At 67.3% G+C, this 20294-nt stretch carries 19 protein-coding genes and 1 tRNA gene; 4 read left to right on the forward strand and 16 right to left on the reverse strand.

All coding sequences use genetic code 11. From position 1 onward, the window contains the following. Positions 1 to 31: 31 nt before the first annotated feature. Together D6850_RS05550 and D6850_RS05555 are read right to left on the reverse strand one after the other, a co-directional pair. A complete protein-coding gene (locus D6850_RS05550; protein WP_121164551.1) occupies positions 32 to 1045 on the reverse strand; it encodes a GlxA family transcriptional regulator in 1014 nt (337 codons plus the stop codon). A gap of 80 nt (positions 1046 to 1125) precedes the next feature. Further along, positions 1126 to 1629 carry an RNA polymerase sigma factor gene (locus D6850_RS05555; protein WP_121164553.1) on the reverse strand — a complete coding sequence of 168 codons (504 nt, stop codon included), beginning with the start codon at positions 1627 to 1629 and terminating at the stop codon, positions 1126 to 1128. Positions 1630 to 1878: 249 nt separating this feature from the next. Between D6850_RS05555 and D6850_RS05560 the strand changes: the two genes are divergently transcribed. Next, the gene (locus tag D6850_RS05560) at positions 1879 to 2127 is read left to right on the forward strand and encodes an EF-hand domain-containing protein (protein WP_121164555.1); all 249 of its coding nucleotides are present in this window, start codon (positions 1879 to 1881) and stop codon (positions 2125 to 2127) included. Between the two features lie 123 nt (positions 2128 to 2250). Here the strand turns inward: D6850_RS05560 and D6850_RS05565 are convergent, their stop codons facing one another. Continuing rightward, positions 2251 to 3306, reverse strand: coding sequence for an ornithine cyclodeaminase (locus tag D6850_RS05565; RefSeq protein WP_121164557.1), 1056 nt, complete (start codon positions 3304 to 3306; stop codon positions 2251 to 2253). A gap of 21 nt (positions 3307 to 3327) precedes the next feature. Then, on the reverse strand, positions 3328 to 4257 hold the full coding sequence (gene rocF, locus D6850_RS05570; protein WP_121165145.1) for an arginase: 930 nt from the start codon (positions 4255 to 4257) through the stop codon (positions 3328 to 3330). 115 nt (positions 4258 to 4372) lie between these two features. Here rocF and D6850_RS05575 point away from each other — a divergent pair, with 115 nt between their 5' ends. Beyond that, positions 4373 to 4801 carry an Lrp/AsnC family transcriptional regulator gene (locus D6850_RS05575; protein ID WP_121164559.1) on the forward strand — a complete coding sequence of 143 codons (429 nt, stop codon included), beginning with the start codon at positions 4373 to 4375 and terminating at the stop codon, positions 4799 to 4801. A 7-nt stretch (positions 4802 to 4808) separates the two neighbouring features. Here the strand turns inward: D6850_RS05575 and D6850_RS05580 are convergent, their stop codons facing one another. The 3 genes from D6850_RS05580 to D6850_RS05590 are packed head-to-tail and all read right to left on the reverse strand — an operon-like array spanning position 4809 to position 6891. Next, positions 4809 to 5807, reverse strand: coding sequence for an aromatic ring-hydroxylating oxygenase subunit alpha (locus tag D6850_RS05580; protein WP_121164561.1), 999 nt, complete (start codon positions 5805 to 5807; stop codon positions 4809 to 4811). A gap of 53 nt (positions 5808 to 5860) precedes the next feature. Next, positions 5861 to 6286 (reverse strand): disulfide bond formation protein B, encoded by a 426-nt coding sequence (locus D6850_RS05585; protein WP_425452368.1) that lies wholly within the window; start codon positions 6284 to 6286, stop codon positions 5861 to 5863. Between the two features lie 26 nt (positions 6287 to 6312). Beyond that, positions 6313 to 6891 carry a YqaA family protein gene (locus D6850_RS05590; RefSeq protein WP_121164565.1) on the reverse strand — a complete coding sequence of 193 codons (579 nt, stop codon included), beginning with the start codon at positions 6889 to 6891 and terminating at the stop codon, positions 6313 to 6315. Between the two features lie 142 nt (positions 6892 to 7033). Between D6850_RS05590 and D6850_RS05595 the strand changes: the two genes are divergently transcribed. Beyond that, positions 7034 to 7119 (forward strand) — tRNA-Leu (locus D6850_RS05595). Positions 7120 to 7169: 50 nt separating this feature from the next. Here D6850_RS05595 and D6850_RS05600 read toward each other — a convergent pair. The 5 genes from D6850_RS05600 to D6850_RS05620 all read right to left on the reverse strand — a co-directional run bounded on the left by D6850_RS05600 (position 7170) and on the right by D6850_RS05620 (position 11711). Next, complete coding sequence (locus tag D6850_RS05600) at positions 7170 to 8669, reverse strand: M81 family metallopeptidase (protein WP_121165147.1); 1500 nt, start codon at positions 8667 to 8669, stop codon at positions 7170 to 7172. Between the two features lie 2 nt (positions 8670 to 8671). After that, on the reverse strand, positions 8672 to 9457 hold the full coding sequence (locus D6850_RS05605) for an amino acid ABC transporter ATP-binding protein (protein ID WP_121164567.1): 786 nt from the start codon (positions 9455 to 9457) through the stop codon (positions 8672 to 8674). Beyond that, on the reverse strand, positions 9445 to 10119 hold the full coding sequence (locus D6850_RS05610; RefSeq protein ID WP_121164569.1) for an ABC transporter permease: 675 nt from the start codon (positions 10117 to 10119) through the stop codon (positions 9445 to 9447). Before D6850_RS05610 ends, D6850_RS05605 begins: the two co-directional genes overlap by 13 nt. Further along, positions 10112 to 10837 carry an ABC transporter permease gene (locus tag D6850_RS05615; protein ID WP_166433999.1) on the reverse strand — a complete coding sequence of 242 codons (726 nt, stop codon included), beginning with the start codon at positions 10835 to 10837 and terminating at the stop codon, positions 10112 to 10114. Before D6850_RS05615 ends, D6850_RS05610 begins: the two co-directional genes overlap by 8 nt. Before the next feature lie 76 nt (positions 10838 to 10913). Continuing rightward, positions 10914 to 11711, reverse strand: a complete 798-nt coding sequence (locus tag D6850_RS05620) for a transporter substrate-binding domain-containing protein (RefSeq protein ID WP_206019202.1) — start codon at positions 11709 to 11711, stop codon at positions 10914 to 10916. Positions 11712 to 11874: 163 nt separating this feature from the next. Here D6850_RS05620 and D6850_RS05625 point away from each other — a divergent pair, with 163 nt between their 5' ends. Further along, complete coding sequence (locus D6850_RS05625) at positions 11875 to 12813, forward strand: LysR family transcriptional regulator (protein WP_121164573.1); 939 nt, start codon at positions 11875 to 11877, stop codon at positions 12811 to 12813. 3 nt (positions 12814 to 12816) lie between these two features. Here the strand turns inward: D6850_RS05625 and D6850_RS05630 are convergent, their stop codons facing one another. From D6850_RS05630 to D6850_RS05645, 4 genes are read right to left on the reverse strand one after another with little or no spacing between them, the layout of a single operon-like run. After that, on the reverse strand, positions 12817 to 14664 hold the full coding sequence (locus D6850_RS05630) for an acetyl-CoA hydrolase/transferase C-terminal domain-containing protein (protein ID WP_245964101.1): 1848 nt from the start codon (positions 14662 to 14664) through the stop codon (positions 12817 to 12819). After that, the gene (locus D6850_RS05635; RefSeq protein WP_121164577.1) at positions 14657 to 16732 is read right to left on the reverse strand and encodes a 3-hydroxyacyl-CoA dehydrogenase NAD-binding domain-containing protein; all 2076 of its coding nucleotides are present in this window, start codon (positions 16730 to 16732) and stop codon (positions 14657 to 14659) included. Before D6850_RS05635 ends, D6850_RS05630 begins: the two co-directional genes overlap by 8 nt. Continuing rightward, on the reverse strand, positions 16732 to 18027 hold the full coding sequence (locus tag D6850_RS05640) for an acetyl-CoA C-acetyltransferase (protein WP_121164579.1): 1296 nt from the start codon (positions 18025 to 18027) through the stop codon (positions 16732 to 16734). Before D6850_RS05640 ends, D6850_RS05635 begins: the two co-directional genes overlap by 1 nt. Then, a complete protein-coding gene (locus tag D6850_RS05645; RefSeq protein WP_121164581.1) occupies positions 18024 to 20279 on the reverse strand; it encodes an acyl-CoA dehydrogenase in 2256 nt (751 codons plus the stop codon). The genes D6850_RS05640 and D6850_RS05645 overlap by 4 nt, the downstream gene beginning before the upstream one ends. Positions 20280 to 20294: the final 15 nt, after the last annotated feature.

Genomic DNA, 20294 nt, shown 5'->3' on the forward strand with positions numbered 1-20294 from the left:
ACCCGCCGCCGATTTGACTCAATCGGACAGATTAGGACCGTGTGCTGTGCATCGGCCAGGCCCGGAACTCGAACGGCACCCGGCCTTCGATGCGGTCGCGGCTGGGCGGCAGCCCAAAGCGGAGGCGGTAGGCGCGGCTGAAATGCACCTGGCTGGCGAAGCCGCAGGCCAGCGCCACCTGCGCCATCGGCATCTCGGTCTGCGTCACCAGCCCGCGCGCCCGGTCGAGCCGGATGTCGCGGTAATAGGCCATCGGGGTCTTGCGCACGTAGGTCTTGAACAGCCGGTCGAGCTGGCGCTGCGACAGCCCGATGCGCGCGCAGAGCGCGGCGATCGGCAGCGGCGTCTCGAGGTGGCGCTCCATCAGCGCGATCGCGCGGCGCACGCCCGAGGGCGCGGTCGGCCCCAGCGGCTCGGCGGCGTCGGGGTTCTGGGGCGCCTGCACCGGGCGCACCGGCGGATGCAGCAGGTAGCGCGCCGCGGCGTTGGCCAGCGCGTCGCCATGCAGCCCGCGGATGATGTGCAGCGCGAAATCCGAGGTCGCCGCGCCGCCCCCGCAACTGATCCGGTCGCCGTCGAGCACCATCAGCTCCTCGCCGAGCGCGATGTCGGGATAGCGTTCGCCAAAGGCGTCCATGTGTTCGTAATGCACCGTCGCGCGCCGCCCGTCGAGCAGCCCGGCGCGCGCCAGGATGAACGCCCCGGTGTCGAGCGCGCCCAGCGTCGCCCCGCCGCGCGCCAGCCGCCAGAGCGCGCTGCGCAGCGCCTGCGTCGCATAGGCCTCGGGCGTCCAGCTTGCCGAGACGATGGCCATGTCCCAGCGCGCGCCGAGCAACGGGCCGAGCGGCGCGGTGGCCAGCGTCATGCCGTTGCTGGCAAGGCACGCGCCGCCGCCTTCCGACGCCACCTCCCAGCCGAAGAGGGTGCGCCCCTCGAGGTAGTTGGCCGCGCGGAACGGGTCGAGGAACGAGGTCGTCGCCGACAGGTTGAAATGCGGCGTGACGACGATGAGGATGCGATGCGGCGGCGGCTCAGCACGGTTCATGCGGCCATTTCCGCACAATCGACGTCCGATGCAAGCCATTTGAGCGCCGCGCGCCTCTCAGCCTAGGCGGCTTGGCGGGCTCACATCAACGCGCTGACCGGAGCGCCGGGGGCGAGGCCCAGTTCCTCGCGCAGGCCGGCGCGGGCGCGCGCGAGGCGCGACATCACCGTGCCCGCCGGCAGGCCGGTGCGCAGGGCGAGCCGGCGCGGGCTGCTTTCGCCCGTCGCCACGAGTCGGATCAGCTGCGCCTGATCATTGGGTAACTGCGTGATTGCGCGTTCAAGATCGCTCAGCGCCAGAACGGCGAAGACGTCCGGCTCGATCGCAGGTTCCTCGGCCGCGTCGAGGCCCAGCATCGGCGCGCGGCGCAGCGATTGCCGGTAGAGGTTGCGCAGCGCCGCGCGGGCGTAGGCGCGCGGATCGGCGATGCGCCTCACCTCGTCCTGACGCCGCCAGAGGCGCAGCAGCACCTCCTGCACCAGGTCCTGGGCTTCGGTTTCGTTATCCGCGATGCGCCGGGCAAGGCGTATGAGATCAGGGCGAAGGGCGATGAATGTCTCGGGCAGATCGGTCGGGCAGGGCATTGGGATGCTCCGGTCGCTGGGTCTGGGACACCTAACCTGTGCATCGAGCCGCGCATCCTGCAATCGGGGGTATTTCGCCGACCGCGCGCAAACCCGTTTTTTGAGCGGCGATGCGCCGGAACCGCCTGCGCCATCGGCAAGCGCCCGCCACGCCCGGACCCGGGCGGGACGCGATGCCCGCGTTCGGCGTCCTGTGATGTGAGGCAGGCATGAGGTCTGCCCGCAACAAAGACTACAGGAGATACGGAAATGACGAAATTCATCGCACTCGCCATTGGACTGGGCGCGCTCGCACAGGCCGCCGTCGCTCAAAGCGCGACCGAGATCGACGCGAACGGCGACGGCCTCATGACGCTGGAAGAAGTGCAGGCCGTGTTCCCGGATGTTACAGCGGACGCCTTCAGCCAGGCGGATGCCAACGGCGATGGCGCGCTTGACGATTCCGAGATGGCGGCCGGTCAGGAACAAGGCCTGATCCCCGCCTCGACGGACGGCTGACCCGCCGATCCGTCCCCCCGGGCCGCGTTTCTTCTCCAGATTGGTGCGGTCCGGGGATTGGCGCGGGAAATTCGCGCCGCTTGAAAATCGCGCGCCCCGGGCCTTGTCCGGGGCGCGCTTTCGTCATTGCGGCGCGGCGCGTTTCACCATGCCGAAGAGATCGCGCGGGTCGTCCGGGTCCGCGAGCAGGTCGAGATCGTGATAGTAATCCGTGCCCGCGATCCGGTCGCGCACGTAGCGCAGGGCGCTGAAATCCTCGATCGCGAAACCGACGCTGTCGAACAGCGTGATCTGGTCGGCGCTCGTGCGCCCCTGCGCCGCGCCGGTCATCACCTTCCAGAGCTCGGTCACGGTGAAATCCTCGGCCATCTGCTGGATCTCGCCCTCGATGCGGGTCTGCGGCGGAAATTCCACGAAAACATCCGAACGGTCGAGGATCGCGGGCGCCAGTTCCGTCTTGCCGGGGCAGTCGCCGCCGATCGCGTTGATATGCACGCCCGAGCCGATCATGTTGTCGGTGAGGATCGTCGCGTATTGCTTGTCGGCGGTGCAGGTGGTGATGATCTGCGCGCCTTCCATGCTGTCCTCGGCGCTGTCGCATTTGACGACGTTGAGGCCGAGGCCCGAAAGGTTGCGCGCTGCCTTCTCGGTCGCTGCGCGGTCCGTGTCCCAGAGCCGCACCGTGTCGATGCCGACGATCCGTTTCATCGCGAGGCTCTGGAATTCCGACTGCGCGCCGTTGCCGATCATCGCCATCGTGGTCGCGCCCTTCGGCGCGAGGTAGCGCGCCACCAGCGCGGAGGTGGCGGCGGTGCGCAGCGCGGTCAGGATCGTCATCTCCGACAACAGCACCGGGTAGCCGTTGCCGACATCCGCCAGCAGGCCGAAGGCGGTGACGGTCTGGAGGCCCTCCTTGGTGTTCTTGGGGTGGCCGTTGACGTATTTGAAGCCGTAGACCTCGCCGTCCGAGGTCGGCATGAGTTCGATCACGCCCTCGGCGGAATGGCTGGCGACGCGGGGGGTCTTGTCGAACAGCTCCCAGCGCCTGAAATCGGCCTCGATGTAGTCGGCGAGGCCGGCGAGCACCTCCTCGATGCCGATATGGTGGACGAGCTGCATCATGTGATCGACGCTCACGAAGGGCACGAGCGCCTTGTCGGAAGGGGTAAGGGTGGTCATGTCGGGGCTCCGTCTGGCAGGTCAGGAAAAAGCGCGGGTCGGGCGGTCGAAGACGCGCCGCCCCAACGCCGAGGCGGCGAGATCGACCATCACCTGCGCGGTGCGGCCGCGGTCGTCGAGGAACGGGTTCAGCTCCACGAGGTCGAGCGAGGTCATGAGACCGGAATCGCAGATGATCTCCATCGCCAGATGCGCTTCGCGGATCGTCGCCCCGCCGGGCACGGTGGTGCCGACGGCGGGCGCGAAGGAGGGGTCGAGGAAATCGACATCGAGCGAAACATGCAGCATCCCGTTCGCCGCCGCCACGTCGCGCAGGAACGCCTCGAGCGGACGGGCGATGCCGGTCTCGTCGATGCTGCGCATGTCGTGGTAACGGATGTCGGTGCGCTGCAATTCGTCGCGTTCGGCCGGATCGACGGAACGCAGGCCGAGCAGGCAGATGTTCTCGTGCGGCACCGGGTGGGCGACCTCGGGAAAGCCGTGGAACCCGTCGCGCCCGGTCACGTAGCCCAGCGGCGCGCCGTGCAGGTTGCCCGATTGCGTGCTCTGCGGCGTGTGGTAGTCGGTATGCGCGTCGAGCCACAGCACAAAGAGCGGCCGGCCCTCGTTCGCCGCGTGGTTCGCGGCCCCGAGGACGGAGCCAAGCGCGAGCCCGTGATCGCCGCCCAGGAAGATCGGCACGCCCTGCGACAGCGCCTCTTCGGCCGCGCGGGCGAGCGCGGAGGTCCAGCCGATCATCTCGGCGGGCGCGTGCAGGTGGCCGGGCAGGGCGTCAGGCGCGCGCGCGTCGTCCGGGGTGACGTTGCCGGCGTCGCGCACCTTCAGCCCGAGATCGGTGAGCGCAGGGCCGATTTCGGCCACCCGGTAGGCGTCCGGCCCCATGAGGCAGCCCCGGCGGCGTTTGCCGCTGTCCATCGGCGCGCCGATCAGGATACAGGTCTTGTGTGTCATCATCGCCTCGTCTTGCTGTGTCGGCCACAGGATATGTGCAAAGGGGTTGATTGGAAGCGATCAATTTGCACTGATCGGAAGTGGATTGATCGAAACGCAAGGGAAAACCGGCGAAATGGACGACACCGACCGCAAGCTCCTGTCGGCCCTGCGCCATGACGCGCGCGCGTCTCTGTCCGATCTCGCGCTCGAACTCGGGGTGTCGCGCACCACCGTTCGCAGCCGGATCGAACGGTTGCAGCGCGCGGGCGAGATCCTGGGCTTCACCGTCGTGCTCAAGGAGGACACGGCGCGCGACCCGGTGCGCGGGCTGATGATGCTGGGGATCGAGGGGCGCGGCGCGGACCGGATCGTGCGGCAGCTGAACGGGCTGAGCGCGGTGCGCGCGACCCACACCACGAACGGGCGCTGGGACGTGATCGTGGAGATCGGCACGCCCACGCTCGAGGCGTTCGACGCGGTGCTGGCGCAGATCCGGCGGCTCGACGGGATCGTCAGCAGCGAGACGAACCTGCTGCTGAGCACGCGCAAGGCGGCGGGTTGAGAAAAATTCAGCCCTGCGCCGCGCGCAGCCGGTCCTGGAAATAGGCGACGCCCTGTTCGTGGCGCGGCGACAGCGGCCCGGCGCGGTAGCCGCCGCTGGCGTAGTTCTTCTGCGTCTCGAGGCAGACCTCGAAATCCTCCCGCACCACCTCGAGATTGTCGGCGATGGTCCTGGCGCGTTTCTCGGCCCCGTCCTCTGACGTGTCGGCGAAGTAGAAGTTGTAGATCAGTTCCGTGCGCTCATGCGTCACCGGGTTGATCCGCGAGGTGTTCATGCCGCCCTCGAACAGCGACAGCGTCCAGTTGGGCCACATCCACATCCACTTGCCCCGGTAGAACAGCCCGTCGCGCGGCGGCGCGGTCATCCGCACCAGTCCGTCAAGCGCGACGGTCTCGAACTTGTCGAACTCGATCGCGCCGTGAAAGGCGGGATGGATGCCGGGAATGTGGTAGCCTTCGACGAAATTGTCTGTGTAGATCTTCCAGTTGGCGTCGAAGACCAGCCGCTCCTCGTGGACCCAGGTGAAGCTCTCGATCGGTTCATCCGCCAGCTCCGCCGCCGTCGCGCCGAGCTGCGCGTCGAACGGTTCGGCCGGGTCGATGGCGACGAAGAGCAGCCCGCGCCAGACGTGGAACTCGACCGTATCCAGCGCCCAGTCCTCCTTGCGGAAATCCGCATCATCCCCCCACCACGGCACGTTGAGGAGCGAGCCATCCTCGCCCCAGACCCATTGGTGATAGGGGCAGCGCAGCGTGTTGCAGCGCCCCGCGCCCTCGGGCAGCAGCCGCGCGCCGCGATGGCGGCAGACGTTGCGATAGGCGCGCAGCCCGTCCTTGGTCATGAAGACGAATACCTTCTGCCCGGCGATCTCGGTCGCGATGTAATCGCCCCGCTCGGCCAGCCGCGCGGCGGGGCCGATCAGCTGCCATGTCCGGGCGAAGATCCGGGTGACGTCTGCGGCGTGAATGTCCGGAGAGGTATAGTGGACGGGGTCGAGATTTCGCATTGGAACACCTGCACAGCTACCGGCCGGACGTTAGGCCCGGCCGGCGCCCTGCGTCAAGCGCGCCGCGCCGCCATCACCCAGAGTACGGCCAGCGCGAGCGAGGCCAGCATGTTCCAGCTCGCCATCGACAGCCCCGCCATCTGCCATGCGACCTCGTCGCACATCACCACGTTCGTGGGCGCATCCATGCTCAGCAGGCTGCCGGGGTCGAGCCCCGCACCCCCGCCCGAGCAGGAGGCCGGCCCCTCCCACCAGCCGCGCTCGACCCCGGTGTGATAAGCGCCGACGCCCGCCGTCGCCAGCGCCGCCAGCGCGCCAAGCAGCGGCAGGGCGGCGCCGCGCGTCATCAGCGCCGCCGCGCCGATCAGCAGCGCCGCGGCGTGTGGCCAGCGCTGCCAGAGGCAGAGCTTGCAGGGCGGCAGGCCGCCCAGGTGCTGGAACGCGAACGCGCCAAGCAGGAGCGCGGCGGAGCCGGCCATCGCCAGCTGGATGAGGCGCGCGCGGCTCACAGCACCTTCACCACATAGAAGCCCCCAAGGAGAAGCACTATGAACAGGATGAACATCAGCCCGAGCCGGCGCTCGACGAAATCGCGGATCGGGGCGCCGAACCTCCAAAGCAGCCAGGCGACGATGAAGAACCGCAGCCCCCGCGCGAGGATCGACGTGGCGATGAACGTGCCCAGAGGCATGCCGGTCCAGCCAGACATGATGGTGATGACCTTGTAGGGGAACGGGGTGACGCCCGCCGTCAGCACCGCCCAGAACCCCACGTCGTTGAAGCGCGTGTTGAATTCGGCCATCGCATCGGCCTTGCCGAGGCTCTCGAGGATCGGTTGGCCGATCTGCTCGTAGGCGAGCGCGCCGATGGCGTAGCCCAGCAAGCCGCCCAGCACCGACGCCGCAAGCGCCACGCCGGCGATCGTCCAGGCGCGGTTCGGACGGGCGAGGATCATCGGGATCATCAGGACATCGGGCGGGATCGGAAAGACCGAGCTTTCGATAAAGGCGATCGCGGCGAGCACCCAGAGCGCGCGCGGATGGTCTGCCAGCCGGATCGTCCAGTCATAGAGCCGTCTGAGCATCGTTGGGTCCCGTCATGCGCCGCCTGTTCCGCCTCTGACCACGCAGCCCCGCCGGGGTCAAGCCCGTCGGCGCGCGGGCGGGCAAAAAACCGGGCGAGAAGACTGGACGGGCCTGCCTTGCTTCGCTACAGCATGAACGCGTGCCCAAGTGGCGGAATGGTAGACGCAGGGGATTCAAAATCCCCCGCCTTCACGGGCGTGTGGGTTCGAGTCCCACCTTGGGCACCAGCTATTTCAACAGCTTACGGGGCGATTGCGATCGGGGCGCCTTGCCGATCTCACGCCGGCCAGCCGTCCACCGGGTCGAGCGGGAAGATGGGGCGGCGCAGGCGCTCGAAATTGCGAAGCGTCACGTCCGGAGTGCAGAGGCCGCCCGCGTCGGTGACGATGATCTCTGACGCCATGGGCGCGAAGGCGCCCTTGAAATGCTGCATGGATTTTACCGCCAATACGGAACGCTCGGTCGGCTCGATCCCCACGACGCGAAAGATGTTGCGGTCGAGCATCTGCATCCGGTCCGACACCAGCATGATGTCGAGCCCGTCCACCCGCAGGCAGGCGCTTTGCCCGGTGGAGCCGGGCAGGCCGGTGAACATCGGCCCCTCGAAGGTGAAATCGCCGGGGCTGAGCGCCATCACCCGCCCCGTGACCTGCAAGGGGCCGCCGCCGACGGTCGGGTCGATCTTGCCGCCAATGCTGAGCGTGACCTCGGCGCCGACGCCTGCCTCGGCCAGCCGCGCCACCGCCTCGGGGTCGAGCAGCGCGCCTGCGGCGGCGTTCGTCACGCCTGCCTCCAGCAGCGCGGCAATGAGTGCGGTACAATCGCTGTAGGCGCCTGAGCCGGGGTTGTCGGAGTAGTCGGCGACCACGATGGGCTTGTCGGCGGGCAGCGCTTCCTTCAGCCGCGCGATGCAGTCGGAGAGGGGGACCGGCCGGTTCCAGTGATCGCGGTAGCGCCAGATCTCGGCGCAGACGCGGTCGGCCACGGCCTCGGCGGCGGCGCGCGCGCCGGCGTCATGGGTGACCAGCACCGAGGGGCCCGCGGCCCAGACATCCGCGTCGGTGAAGCCGGCGTTGATGGCGACGTTGAGGATGCCCCGGGCCTCCATCTCGCGCGCGGCGCTTCCGAGCAGGCGGCGCATCGGGCCGTCCTCTGTCGTGCGCCCGTCATCGCACCCGACAAGCATGGGGGGACGGCGGATGGCGATGCCGGGCGCGATCCGACCGGCCATCGCGTCGTCGAGCAGCAGCCCCGCCTCGAGCCCGACCTCGCGCATGTCCACATGCGGATAGGTTCGGAAGGACACTGCGATATTCGCCAGTTCGGCCAGTTCGTCGAAAATGTTCGCATGCAGGTCGAGCGTGACCGCCAGCGGAATGTCGGGACCGACGACGCTGCGGATCTCGCGCAGGAACTGGCTGTCGCCGTCCTGATCCGTTTCGGTCACCATCGCACCGTGCAAGGCGACGAAAACGCCGTCATAGGGCGCGCCTTCGGCGAGGAGGCGCAGACATTCGCCGGTGATCTCGGCGCGGGTTTCCTCGGTTATGACGCCGCCCGGTTCGGCATGCGCGGCGGTGATGTAGACGGGCGTCCAGCCGCGCGCCTCGGCCGCCTCCATCGCGCCCCCCACTTCCGAACCGGTGCCGCGGAAGTTCCGCGGAATATCCTCGCCGCTAAAGAAATGCGACGCGCGGAAGTCGTCCATGTCGGTGCGCGAGATGGTGTAGGTATTGCATTCGTTAATGAATTCGATGATCGCGACGCGATGGGTCATGGTCATGTCCTTTCCTGTGCTTGCGCCGTGGCGCGCTGCGGAGCGACCCGCTCGAGAAACCGGCGCGAGCGTTCGTGCTGCGGATTGTCGAAGAAATCGTCGGGCGGGGCGATCTCGACGATCCGGCCCGCGTCCATGAAGACGATCCGGTCGGCCACCTCGCGGGCGAAGCCCATCTCGTGCGTGACCACGATCATCGTCATGCCGGCCTGCGAGAGATCCGCCATGACCCCGAGCACCTCGCCGACGGATTCCGGATCAAGCGCCGAGGTCGGCTCATCGAAGAGCATGATCTGCGGCTTCATGCAGAGACTGCGGGCGATGGCGGCGCGTTGTTGCTGCCCGCCCGAAAGCTGTGCGGGATACTTTCCGGCCTGGTCTTCCATGCCGACGCGGGCAAGGTATTCCAGCGCGGTCGCGCGGGCCTTGGCGCGCGGGACGCGGTAGGTGTGAACGGGCGAGAGCGTGCAGTTGTCCAGCACGCTCAGATGCGGATAGAGGTTGAAATGCTGAAAACACATGCCCACGCGGTCCCGGATGCGGCGCACCGCGTCGCGCCCGTCCCGGGCCGCGATGCCGCAGACCGCAAGCCGCCCCGATTGCGGCGCCACGAGGTGATTGATGCAGCGGATCAGCGTCGACTTGCCCGACCCGGAGGGGCCGCAGACGACGATCTTTTCCCCCCGCGCGACGGTGAGGTCGATATCGCGCAGCGCGTGATACGCGCCGAAATGGCGGTTCACCCGCTCGAAGACGACGGCCGGGCCGGTGTCTGTCACGCCATCCATGCGAAACGCCTCTCGATGCGCCTCAGCGCCCATTCGATCGCCAGCACCAGCAGCAGATAATGCACGGCGGCGATGTAATACACGCGCAGGTCCAGCGTTTCGGAAAATATGTAGCGCGCCTGGCCCATCAGGTCGAACACGGTGATGATCGCCACCAGCGACGTCGCCTTCAGCAGCAGGATGAATTCGTTGCCGATGGCCGGCAGCGCCTTGGCGAAGGCGATGGGCAGCAACACGCGGCGGAACGCGGTCCAGCGCGTCAGGTTCAGCGCCGCGTTGGTCTCATAGACCGAGGCGGGGATGGTCTGCAGGCTGCCGCGGATGATCTCGGCCTGGTAGGCGGCGGTATTGAGCGTCAACGCCAGCAGCCCGCAATACCACGCATCCCGGAATATCCACCAAAGCCCGATCGCGCGCAGCTCGCTGTTGAACTGCCCCAGCCCGTAATAGACGAGAAAGAGCTGCACCAGCAGCGGCATGCCGCGAAAGACATTGACGTATCCCAGCGCCAGCCAGCCCCCCAGCCCGGTTGATTTCGCGCGCAGGACGCCGATCGGCAGCGCGAGGAAGAACCCGAACACGATCGCCAGCCCGGTGAGCGAGGCGGTCGTCACGAGACCCTCAAGCCAAAGGCCGCGATAGTTGAGCCAGAGGTCAAGCATCCCCCGTCTCCAGGCGCGTGAATCCCCTTGAGGCGCGCCGCTCGAGCGCCTTTTGCAGATGCGACGACAGCACCACCAGCAGGATGTAGATCGCTCCGATGAGGAGGTAGAAGAGGAACGGCTCGCGCGTGGTGTTGATCGCCAGCGCCGCGACATGCACGAGGTCGCTGAGCGCGATGATCGAGACGAGCGAGGTATCCTTCAGCAGGATCACCCAGAGATTGCCGAAGCCCGGGATGGCGTGACGCCAGAGCTGCGGCAGGATGACCTTCTGGAACGTGCGCGGTCGCGACAGGCCAAGCGACTTCGCCGCTTCGGTCTGGCCGCGCCCGACGGCGTTCAGCGCGGCGCGCACCACCTCGCTGCCATAGGCGCTTATCACGAGGCTGAGCGCGATCATCCCGGCAATGAACGGCGACACCGACAGGCTGCCGCCGGGGACCAGCCTGGCCGACACCCAGTCGACCAGCGCCTGCGACTGGTAATAGAGGATCAGGAGGGTCAGGATCTCGGGGAGTGTCTTGAACACGGTCGTGTAGGCGCGCGCCGCGACGCGGATCGGGCCCAGTCGCGAGACCCTGGCCCAGTGGATGAGGAAGGAGAGAACCACCGCGACGGGAAAGGTCGCCAGCGACAGCGCCAGGGTGACGCCCAGCCCGCGCAGCAGTTCATCGCCCCAGCCCTTGTCCCCGAAAGAAAGCAGAGCGAGCCATTCCATCGTGCCGTGCCCCATGTTTCCCAGGTCGCGCGAAAGGGCGGGCCGCCGCGCGGGCGGCCCGCTGATAGGGTTCGGATCAGTCGCCGAACAGTTCGCTCACCGCGATCGGTTTGCCGCGAATGTCGAACTCGAAGTATTTCTGGCGGATCTCGTCATAGGTGCCGTTCTCGATGATGGTCGCCAGCGCCTCGTTCACGCGGTCGCGCAGGTCGGCGTCCTCCTTGCGGAAGGCCATGCCCGCGCCGATGGTGCCGTCCAGCAGGAAATCCTGCCCGACGAATTCGCAGCAATCGACGCCGTCATTCATCCAGTCGGCCAGCGCGAACTTGGATTCCAGCACGAGGTCCAGCCGGCCGCTCTCCATGTCGAGGAAGGCTTCGCCCAGCTTGGGATAGAGCTTGATCTCGCTGTCGGGGAAGTACTGGTTTAGCACCTTGCTGGCCACGCCGCCCGCCTGGGTCCCGAGCACCATCCCCTCCAGCGTCTCGGGCGTTGCGTCCTCAAGCCCGAGATCCTTCAGCGCGGCGAAGCGCATCGTGTTGAAGTAGTAGGGGTCGGAGAAGGCGACCTTCTCCATGCGCTCCGGCGTGATCGCCATCGAGGCGAGCAGGACGTCGAACTTGCCCGAGTTGAGCGCGGGGATGATGCCGCCCCATTCATGGGTGCTCCATTCGCAGGTCACCTGCATCTCCGCGCAGATGGCGTTGCCGATGTCGATGTCGAATCCCACGAGTTCGCCGCTTTCCGAGACGGAGTTGAACGGCGCGTAGGCGCCTTCGGTCCCGACGCGGATGGTTTCCGCCTGCGCAAGACCCGCGCCGAGCGCAAGCGCGGCCGCCGCCATGACTGTGGATTTCTTCATGAAACTGATCATTTTCGTTCTCCCTCCGGGCCGCTCCTCCGGCCCGCATGCATTATGCCGATTTGTCCAGTTGACCCCCGGCGGATTGAACCCGTCGGCCTTTCCGGTAGTGTCATGGACGCCAGTTGTAGGGGGCGCGCCATGCGGCTATCAAAGCAAAAGAACTATTCTTGATATGAAGAAAACTAATGACGTGTCGCGCCCGCGCAGCTTCCGCAAGAAGCTGTCGCACCTGCGCGCGCTGCGCGCCTTCGAGGCGGTGGCCTGTCATCTGAGCTTTACCCGCGCGGCCGAGGAACTGGCGGTCAGCCAGGGGGCGATCAGCCACCAGGTCAAGCTGCTGGAGGAGCGGCTGGGCAAGCGGCTTTTCCTGCGCGGCGGCAAGGGGGTGACGCTGACGGTCGAGGGCGAGTTGCTGAACGAGGTGTGCCGGCGCAGCTTCGACGAGATCGGCGAGACCCTTTCCCTGATCGGACAGAAACGGGACGCGCAGATATTGCGGGTGCGCAGCGGCCCCTTCTTTGCGATGAAGGTCATCGCGCCGCGGATATCGGAATTCCTGAGCGCCAATCCCGGCATTCAGCTTCACCTGAACAACCTCGACCCCGATTCCGCATCCCTCGGCAGCGAGGACGTGCTGATCAAGTATTGCATGGACCCGCCGGCGAACTCGGTCGCGGCGGAGATCCTGAAGGAAAACCTGGTACTGATCTGCAATCCGGACCTTTTGGCGGATGGCGGCGACCTGGCGGACATCCTCGTGCGGTCAGACGTGGCGCGGCTGCATTATCGCGACATGGGCGATTGGGAAAGCTGGCTCGACCAGTTCGGCTTTGGGGCGGCGCCGGTGTCGCAGAACCTGATCTTCGACGACCAGCACACCATCCTCGAGGCGGTGCGCTCGGGGCAGGGGATCGGCATGGCCGAGCGGTCCCTCATCCAGGGCGATGTCGCGCGCGGACGGATCGCCATCCTGTCGGACCTGTGCCTGCGCCCGGAAGCCTCCTACAAGTTCATCTACAAGGCCGACCGCGCCGCGTCGCACCGCGTGATCGAGGTGTTCCACGACTGGCTTCGCGACCAGGTCGAGCGCATCCAGGGCGACAGTCGGTAACGGTCACGAAGTTTGATCGGATATTGCGCGCAGCGCCCCGCGCAGGGCGCGGGCCTGCAAGGGCTCAAACAGGCTTGGCGCGGCGTCAAAACCCATCCGGGTCATCGCCGCTTCTTCCGCCGGGTGCGGCGGCTTCGTCACCGAAGCGGCCAGCAATCCCAGCAGCGCGCGTTTCGATCCGGCCGCCGCGCCGAGACGCGTCAGCGCGGGCAGCAACTGGCGTTCGGTCGCGTCGAAATCGGTGCCGAGGGGGAAGTCCGGCAGCAGGTCGGCGCGGTGCGGGCTCAGCCAGCCAAGGATCGTCTCGGGCGTGTTGGCGCAATGCGCGGGGGGGATCCGCCAGTCCTTCGCGATCTTCCCGGCTTTCTGCGCCTCGGCCAGCAGGGCGGGCTGAAAGCGGCTGTCGGCGATCATGATCAGGCGCTTGATCACTTCCTCGTCGGTCTGTCCGCGCAGGTCGGCGGCGCCGTATTCCGTCACCACGATATCGCGCATGTGACGCGGCACGGTGGTCACCGGCACCTGCCAGACGATATTCGAAGTGAGTTCGCCCTTCGAGCGCCGCGTGGCGGGCAGGGTCAGGACCGCGCGCCCATCTTCAAGCGCGAAAGCCTGCTCAAAGAAGTTGAACTGCCCGCCGACGCCGCTGACCATCTGGCCGGGTTTCGCCGCATCCGACATGGCGTCGCCCAGCAGGCTGACCTGCATCGCGCTGTTGACAAAGCGCGCATGCACGCGGGCGGCGCGCTTGGCGGCCTCGTCCGCGCCATATAGCGCGTTGGTGAAGCTCACCGGCATCATGCGGATCCTGTCGCGCCGCTCGGGCGGCATGGCGCGCAGGGTTTCGTACATATCGCGCGCCTCGAGAAAGAAACCGGCATGGATCGCCGCGCCGTCCACCTCGCGGCGGATCACGCCGCCCTCGAACAGCGCCACCAGCCCGCCCACCAGCATTTCCGTCACTGCATAGAGGCCGGTGTGAAACGGCCCGGTCTCATCGCCCGACAGGGGCAAGGGACATTCGGCCCAGAGTGGCGCAAGCCTGCCCGCGTCGCGCATCAGCAGCGCGTGCGCCACCGCGTCGCCGATCGCGCCGATGCCGATTTGCAGCGTGCCCCCGTCGGGCACCTGCCGCGCGACGTGCAGCGCGATGGCGTATTGCGCGTCCGATACCGGGCGGCGTACGGCCGAGAACAGCTCGAACTGTTCGGGCGGCTCGAGCAGCATCGCCAGTTCACGTTCGTCCAGCACCGCCGGGCCGCCCATGAAGGGCAGGGCGTCGTTGACCTCGGCCACCGCGATGAAATCCATCTCTCCCGCACGGCGCATGGCGAAGAGATCGGCGGAAATATCGGTGTTGCAGGACATGCTGAATTGCGCGCCGTCCCGCGGCATCAGTTGCGAAACCACGTTGGGCCGCTGCGCGATCAGCACGTCGCGGGCGTGGGTGTAGTTCGCGGCGATGTAATGCCGCTGAGCGTATTCGTTGCCGAGCCACGTGCCGACCTGGAAGAAGAACTCCGACACCTCGATATTGTCCGGCAGCGCGCCGTCGCGGATCATCTGCGCGTAATGCAGGTCGGGATAGGCGCCGAACAGGCGGTCCATCGCTGGTTCGAGAAACCGCCGTTCGATATCGTTCGACGGGATCGGCCGCTGCAAGGTGATCGCGGTGAAGATGGACAGCCGCAGCGACGGGTCGGCTGCGGCGGCCCGGGTGAGCGCGTTGACCAGCGTGACCGGCTTGCCCAGCCCCAGGGGCAGGGCCAGCCGTATCTCGCCGCCCACCGCATCGAAAATGGCGCGGGCCATTTCATCGGCGTCGGCAAAGCGGCGCGGCGCGTCAGCCAAGGGTGCGCCAGCCCTCGTCGGGGGCGAATCGCGGGCCGTGGGCATCTTCGAGTTCTTTCAGCCGTGTCACGATCTCGTCGATACCACGGTCGCGCGCGTAATGCATCGGCCCGCCCCGGAACGGCGCCCAGCCGGTCGCGAAGATCATCGCGGCGTCCACCTGGTCCTCGTCCTTGGCGACGCCACGGCGCAGCACCTCGACGCAGGCGTCCAGCATCGGCAGGATCAGCCGGTCGGTGAGGTCCGCGGGGGCGTCGTCCAGGGAAGCGTCGGGGCGCGGCGAACCTTCGTCCCAGTCGTAGAAGCCCTTGCCGGTCTTCTTGCCGAGATTGCCGGCCTCGACCTTCTCGCGCAGCTTGTCCGAGATGTCGGCCATCGGTTTCTCGAGGTTGTCGCGCAGGGATTCAGCGACGTGCAGCCCGATGTCCAGCCCCACCTGGTCCGCCAGCGTGACCGGCCCCATCGGCATGCCGAACTGCAATGCGGCCGTGTCGATCACCTCCTTGCGCACGCCTTCATCCATCAGCGCCATCGCCTCCATCAGGTAGGGGGTGAGGGCGCGGTTGACCACGAAACCGGGGTAGTCGTCCACCAGCGCGGGCAGCTTGCCGATGCTGCCGCAGAAGGCGGTCAGGCGGCTGGCGGCGTCCTCGCTGGTGTCCTTGGCGCGGATCACCTCGACCAGGTCGATCTTCGAGACGGGGTTGAAGAAATGCAGCCCCGCAAAACGCGCGGCGGCGGGGGCGTGGTCGGCCATCTCATCCACCGAAAGGCTCGAGGTGTTGGAGGCGAGGATCGCGCCCTCCTTCATCCGACCCTTTAGGCCATCGTAGATCTTCTGCTTGATCCCGATATCCTCGGGCGCCGCTTCGATGATGAGGTCGGCGTGGGCGACGCCATAGCCCATCGGGTCCGGCATCAGCCGGTCGAGCGCGTCGCGCGTCTCGATGGAAGAGAGGTGCTTGTCCTCGCAGATCTCGCCTGCCTGGCGGATGGCGTGACCCAGCGGGTCGTTCTCCACGTCACCGAGCGTCACCGTCTTGCCGCGGATCGCGGCCACGGCGGCGATTTCGCCGCCCATCGCGCCGGCGCCGATCACGTGGACATGATCGATGCCATCCTCGCCCTTGCCCGCGCCCTTGAGATTCTGTTGAAGGAAAAACACGCGGCGCAGATTTTTCGATGTGTCCGTCTTGAGCAAGTCGGCGAAGGACGCGATCTCCGCCTTCTGCATCGCCTTGCTGTCGTCGCCGTGTTCCTCCCACAGATCGATCAGCGCGTGGGGCGCGGGGTAGTGGCGCTTGGGCGCTTTCTTCTCGGTCTGCGTGCGCATCTGGCGCGCGACAAGGCTGCGGGCCTGGTCGAAGTTGAGCGCACGCGCCTTCAGCCCCTGTTCGTGCTGGTCGATCTCGCCTTCGGCGGCGGCGCGCACGGCGGCCCTGACGTGGCGCTCTTCGGTGACGAGGTTGGCGATGCCGAGCGACTTGGCGCGTTTCGTATGGGCCGTCTTGCCGGTCAGCATCAGCGTCATCGCCTCGGTCGGGTCGATCAGCGCGGGCAGGCGGAATGTGCCGCCAAGGCCGGGATGCAGGCCGAGCTTCACCTCGGGAAATCCGAATGAGGCGCCGGGCGTGATGATCCGGTAATCGCAGGCCAGCGCCAGTTCGAACCCCGCGCCAAGCGCCGCGCCATGCACGACGCAGATCGTCGGGCAGTTCAGCGCCTCGATCCGGTCGAGCACGGCATGACCCTGTTTCAGCATCTCCGCCGCGCCGTCGTCCGACATGGCGTCAAAGCTGGTGATATCCGCGCCGGCGGCAAAGCCCGCCTGCTTGGCCGAACGGATCACCAGCGCCTTGGGAAGATCCGCCTCGGCGGCGGCGATGAGGCCGTCGAGTTCGCGGATCACGTCCTCGGAAACCGTGTTGACGCCGCTGTCGCTCTTGTCGAGCGCGAGCCACAGGACGCCGTCGTCGTCCCGCCCGCTGCGCCAGTTGCCGCTCGCCTCGCCCGCCGCGCCGAGCTCGAGCTTGGTTTCGCCGAGGAACTCCAGTGCATGTTTCGTCATCAGACCGCCTCCAACAGCATGGCGCCGCCAAGACCGCCACCGATGCATTCGGTGGCAATCCCGCGCCCCGCGCCGCGTTGCTTCATCGCGTTCGCCAGGTGCAGGACGATGCGGTTGCCGCTCGTCCCGACCGGGTGCCCCATCGAGATCGCGCCGCCATCGACGTTGAGCCGGTCGCGGTCGATCCGCCCGAACGCGTCGTCAAGACCGAGCACCTCGCGGCAGAAATCCGCGTCACTCCACGCGGCGATGCAGGATAGGACCTGCGCGGCGAAGGCCTCGTTCAGCTCCCACAGGTCGATGTCGCCGACCTCGAGCCCGTTGCGTTGGGCGATGGGCGTACTGGCCAGCACCGGCCCGAGCCCCATGATCGACGGGTCGAGCCCGGCCCATTCGCTGTCCTTGATTTCCGCGAGCGGAGTCAGGTTGCGCTCATTCACCGCCTGTTCGGACGCGAGAATGCACCAACTTGCGCCATCGGTGATCTGGCTGGAATTGCCCGCCGTGACCTGACCGTATGGCGGCTCGAACACCGGCTTCGGTTTCGCCAATCCTTTCATGTCGCTGTCCGGGCGCACGCCGTCGTCGTGGTCGTAAACCGCGCCGTCCCGGGCAAAGGCGGGCATGACTTCGTCCTTCAGAGTGCCGTCCTCCTGCGCGCGAGCAAGGCGATGGTGGCTTTGCATCGCGTAGGCGTCGGCCATCTCGCGGGTGATGTCGAAACGATGCGCGAGCACCTCGGCGGTCTGGCCCATCGCCAGTTCGGTGATCGGATCGGTCAGTCCGCGCTCCAGCCCGACGACCGGCTTGAAGAACTCCGGCCTGATCCCGGTCATCGTCCGGGCCTGCTCCAGCGGCCCCTTGGCGGCGTTCATCCGTCCGAACCACTCCACGGCGGACTGACGCAGGGTCAGCGGCGCGTGGCTCAGCGCCTCGGCTCCGCCGGCGAGGATCATCTGGTGGCTGCCGTCGCGGATGTAGCGATAGGCGGTGTCGATGCTCTGCATGCCCGAGCCGCAGTTGATCTGCACGGTGAAGGCGACGGTGCGCTCATCGAAGCCGAGCCGCAGCGCGGCGACGCGGGCGGGGTTCATCTCGTCCGCGATGACGTTGACGCAACCGAGGATCACGAGGTCCAGCGCGTCGCGGCCGAACGCCTGGCGCGCCAGCAGCGGGCGGCCGCACTGCACCGCGAGATCGACCGGCGTGAAGGGGCCGGGGCCGCCTCGCGCCTTCAGGAAAGGAGTGCGCGCGCCGTCGACAAGGAAAACGCGCTGGGCTTCGGGGACGTTCATTCGGCGGCCTCCTTGGATGTGGATTCAGGCGCGGCGGCGTGCGGGAAAAGCTGCGCGAGTTCTTCGGGGCTGAATTCGTCCACCGCGACGACCTCGGCCACCAGCGCGTTCATCTCCTCGATCCGCGTCATCTCGGCATCGCTGAGAAGCCCCGCCTCGAGCGCCTCCTGCGGCGACTTCCTCGCCTCGCGCAGACGTTTCATCACCGGAGCCATCTCGACCACCTTGGCGAAACAGCGGTTGAGCGCGCCCACGCCGTTGCGGTTGCAGCCCTCATGCATGGGGCCGGTAATGCGCTCACGCGTCGCGGAGGGCTCATAAAGCAGATCGCTGCACTGCGCGACCAGCCGATCGTCCGGGCCGCGCCGCGTGGCGCCGGGCAGGGTGAGGACGCGCAATATCCCGGCCGCCCAGCGGGTCGGCATGTTGGCGATCACCTCGTCCAGCGCGGTCTGCATGCGCTGGAAGGCGTCGGCGGCGGCGTAGCGCAGCAGCGGCAGATCGCCTTCCTGGCGGCCTTCGTCCTGCCAGCGTTTCAGCGCTGCCGAGAGGATGTACATGTCCGACAGGATGTCGCCCATCCGCCCCGAAATCATCTCCTTGCGCTTGAGCGCGCCGCCCAGCGTGAGGAACAGGACATCCGCCGTCAGCGCATAGGCCGCCGCCCAGCGGTTCAACTGTCGGTAGATCGGCGTCGCGGCGCCGGCGTCCGGGGCAGGGGCGAAGCGCCCGCCGGTCCATGCGCGGCCCCAGGCGCGGAACAGGGTCTTCGTGGTGTGCCCGACATGCGCCCAGAGCGACTTGTCGAATTTCGCGAGCGACTCGTCGGGGTCGTCCTCTTGCAGCGCGAGCATGTTGTCGAGCATGTGCGGATGCGCGCGGATCGATCCCTGGCCAAAGATGATCAGGCTGCGGGTGACGATATTCGCCCCCTCCACGGTGATCCCGATGGGCACCGCGCGATAGAGCGGTTGCAGGTAGTTCGTCGGCCCGTCGATCACCGCCTTGCCGGAATGCACGTCCATGGCGTCGTTGATCGCCTCGCGCATGCGGTAGGTGGCGTGCGCCTTCATGATGGCCGAGATCACCGCCAGCGCGCGCCCCTCGTCGAGCCCCGCGCAGGTCAGATGCCGCGCGGCGTCCATCGCATAGGCGTCCGCCGCCAGCCGCCCGAGACGGCGCTGCACGCCGCCAAACTTGCCGATGGGCAGGTTGAACTGCTGACGGATGCGGGCATAGGCGCCGGTGGTATGGGCCGAAAACGCGATCGCGGCGCAGCCCATCGACGGCAGCGATATGCCGCGCCCGGCGGCCAGCGCGCTCATCAGCATCATCCAGCCCTTGCCGGCGTATTCCGGCCCGCCGATGATGTTCTCGAGCGGGATGAACACGTCCTCGCCGGTGGTCGGACCGTTCATGAACATGGTGGAGGACGGGATATGCCGGCGCCCGACCTCTACGCCGGGCAGGTCGGTCGGCACCAGCGCGCAGGTGATGCCGATATCGGGCGTGTCGCCCAACAGCCCGTCGGGATCGCGCAGCTTGAAGGCGAGACCCAGCACCGTGCAGACCGGCGCCAGGGTGATATACCGCTTGGCCCAGTTGAGGCGGATGCCCAGCACGTCCTCGCCATCCCACTGGCCCTTGCAGATCACGCCCTCATCCACCATCGCCGACGCGTCCGATCCGGCCTCGGCGCTGGTCAGGCCGAACGCGGGAAGTTCGCGCCCGTCGGCAAGCCGGGGCAGCCAGTAATCCTTTTGTTCGTCGGTGCCGAACTGGTGCAGCAATTCGCCGGGACCAAGCGAGTTGGGGACCATCACCGTCACCGCGGCGGCGACCGAGCGCAACGCGATGAAGCGCACGATTTCCGAATGCGCGAAGGCCGAGAATTCGAGCCCGCCATGGGATTTCGGAATGATCATGCCGAAAAAGCGGTGTTCGCGCATGAACTGCCAGACCTCGGGGTGCAGATCGGCGTCATGGCGATTGATCTGCCAGTCGTCGATCATGCCGCACAGTTCCTGCACCGGACCGTCGAAGAACGCCTGTTCCTCCGCGCTCAGCACCGGCGCCCTGACGGCGTGCAGCTTCGACCAGTCGGGATTGCCCGAAAACAGATCGGCCTCCCACCAGACCTCGCCGGCGGTGAGCGCCTCGCTTTCGGTTTCCGAGAGCGCGGGCAGAGCCTTTTTCGCCCATTTGTGAACGGGTTTGGTCAAGTAGCGCGCGCGCGCAGACAGTGTGGTCATGGCAGGTCCTTCCGT

Source organism: Roseovarius spongiae (assembly GCF_003651245.1).
GTDB lineage: Bacteria > Pseudomonadota > Alphaproteobacteria > Rhodobacterales > Rhodobacteraceae > Roseovarius > Roseovarius spongiae.

What these genes read in the sequence shown, in the direction of transcription:
- D6850_RS05550 (WP_121164551.1), bottom strand. Translation starts at nt 1,045, where the DNA reads ATGAACCGTGCTGAGCCGCCGCCGCATCGCATCCTCATCGTCGTCACG.
- D6850_RS05555 (WP_121164553.1), bottom strand. Translation starts at nt 1,629, where the DNA reads ATGCCCTGCCCGACCGATCTGCCCGAGACATTCATCGCCCTTCGCCCT.
- D6850_RS05560 (WP_121164555.1), top strand. Translation starts at nt 1,879, where the DNA reads ATGACGAAATTCATCGCACTCGCCATTGGACTGGGCGCGCTCGCACAG.
- D6850_RS05565 (WP_121164557.1), bottom strand. Translation starts at nt 3,306, where the DNA reads ATGACCACCCTTACCCCTTCCGACAAGGCGCTCGTGCCCTTCGTGAGC.
- rocF (WP_121165145.1), bottom strand. Translation starts at nt 4,257, where the DNA reads ATGACACACAAGACCTGTATCCTGATCGGCGCGCCGATGGACAGCGGC.
- D6850_RS05575 (WP_121164559.1), top strand. Translation starts at nt 4,373, where the DNA reads ATGGACGACACCGACCGCAAGCTCCTGTCGGCCCTGCGCCATGACGCG.
- D6850_RS05580 (WP_121164561.1), bottom strand. Translation starts at nt 5,807, where the DNA reads ATGCGAAATCTCGACCCCGTCCACTATACCTCTCCGGACATTCACGCC.
- D6850_RS05585 (WP_425452368.1), bottom strand. Translation starts at nt 6,286, where the DNA reads ATGGCCGGCTCCGCCGCGCTCCTGCTTGGCGCGTTCGCGTTCCAGCAC.
- D6850_RS05590 (WP_121164565.1), bottom strand. Translation starts at nt 6,891, where the DNA reads ATGCTCAGACGGCTCTATGACTGGACGATCCGGCTGGCAGACCATCCG.
- D6850_RS05600 (WP_121165147.1), bottom strand. Translation starts at nt 8,669, where the DNA reads ATGACCCATCGCGTCGCGATCATCGAATTCATTAACGAATGCAATACC.
- D6850_RS05605 (WP_121164567.1), bottom strand. Translation starts at nt 9,457, where the DNA reads ATGGATGGCGTGACAGACACCGGCCCGGCCGTCGTCTTCGAGCGGGTG.
- D6850_RS05610 (WP_121164569.1), bottom strand. Translation starts at nt 10,119, where the DNA reads ATGCTTGACCTCTGGCTCAACTATCGCGGCCTTTGGCTTGAGGGTCTC.
- D6850_RS05615 (WP_166433999.1), bottom strand. Translation starts at nt 10,837, where the DNA reads ATGGAATGGCTCGCTCTGCTTTCTTTCGGGGACAAGGGCTGGGGCGAT.
- D6850_RS05620 (WP_206019202.1), bottom strand. Translation starts at nt 11,711, where the DNA reads ATGATCAGTTTCATGAAGAAATCCACAGTCATGGCGGCGGCCGCGCTT.
- D6850_RS05625 (WP_121164573.1), top strand. Translation starts at nt 11,875, where the DNA reads ATGAAGAAAACTAATGACGTGTCGCGCCCGCGCAGCTTCCGCAAGAAG.
- D6850_RS05635 (WP_121164577.1), bottom strand. Translation starts at nt 16,732, where the DNA reads ATGACGAAACATGCACTGGAGTTCCTCGGCGAAACCAAGCTCGAGCTC.
- D6850_RS05640 (WP_121164579.1), bottom strand. Translation starts at nt 18,027, where the DNA reads ATGAACGTCCCCGAAGCCCAGCGCGTTTTCCTTGTCGACGGCGCGCGC.
- D6850_RS05645 (WP_121164581.1), bottom strand. Translation starts at nt 20,279, where the DNA reads ATGACCACACTGTCTGCGCGCGCGCGCTACTTGACCAAACCCGTTCAC.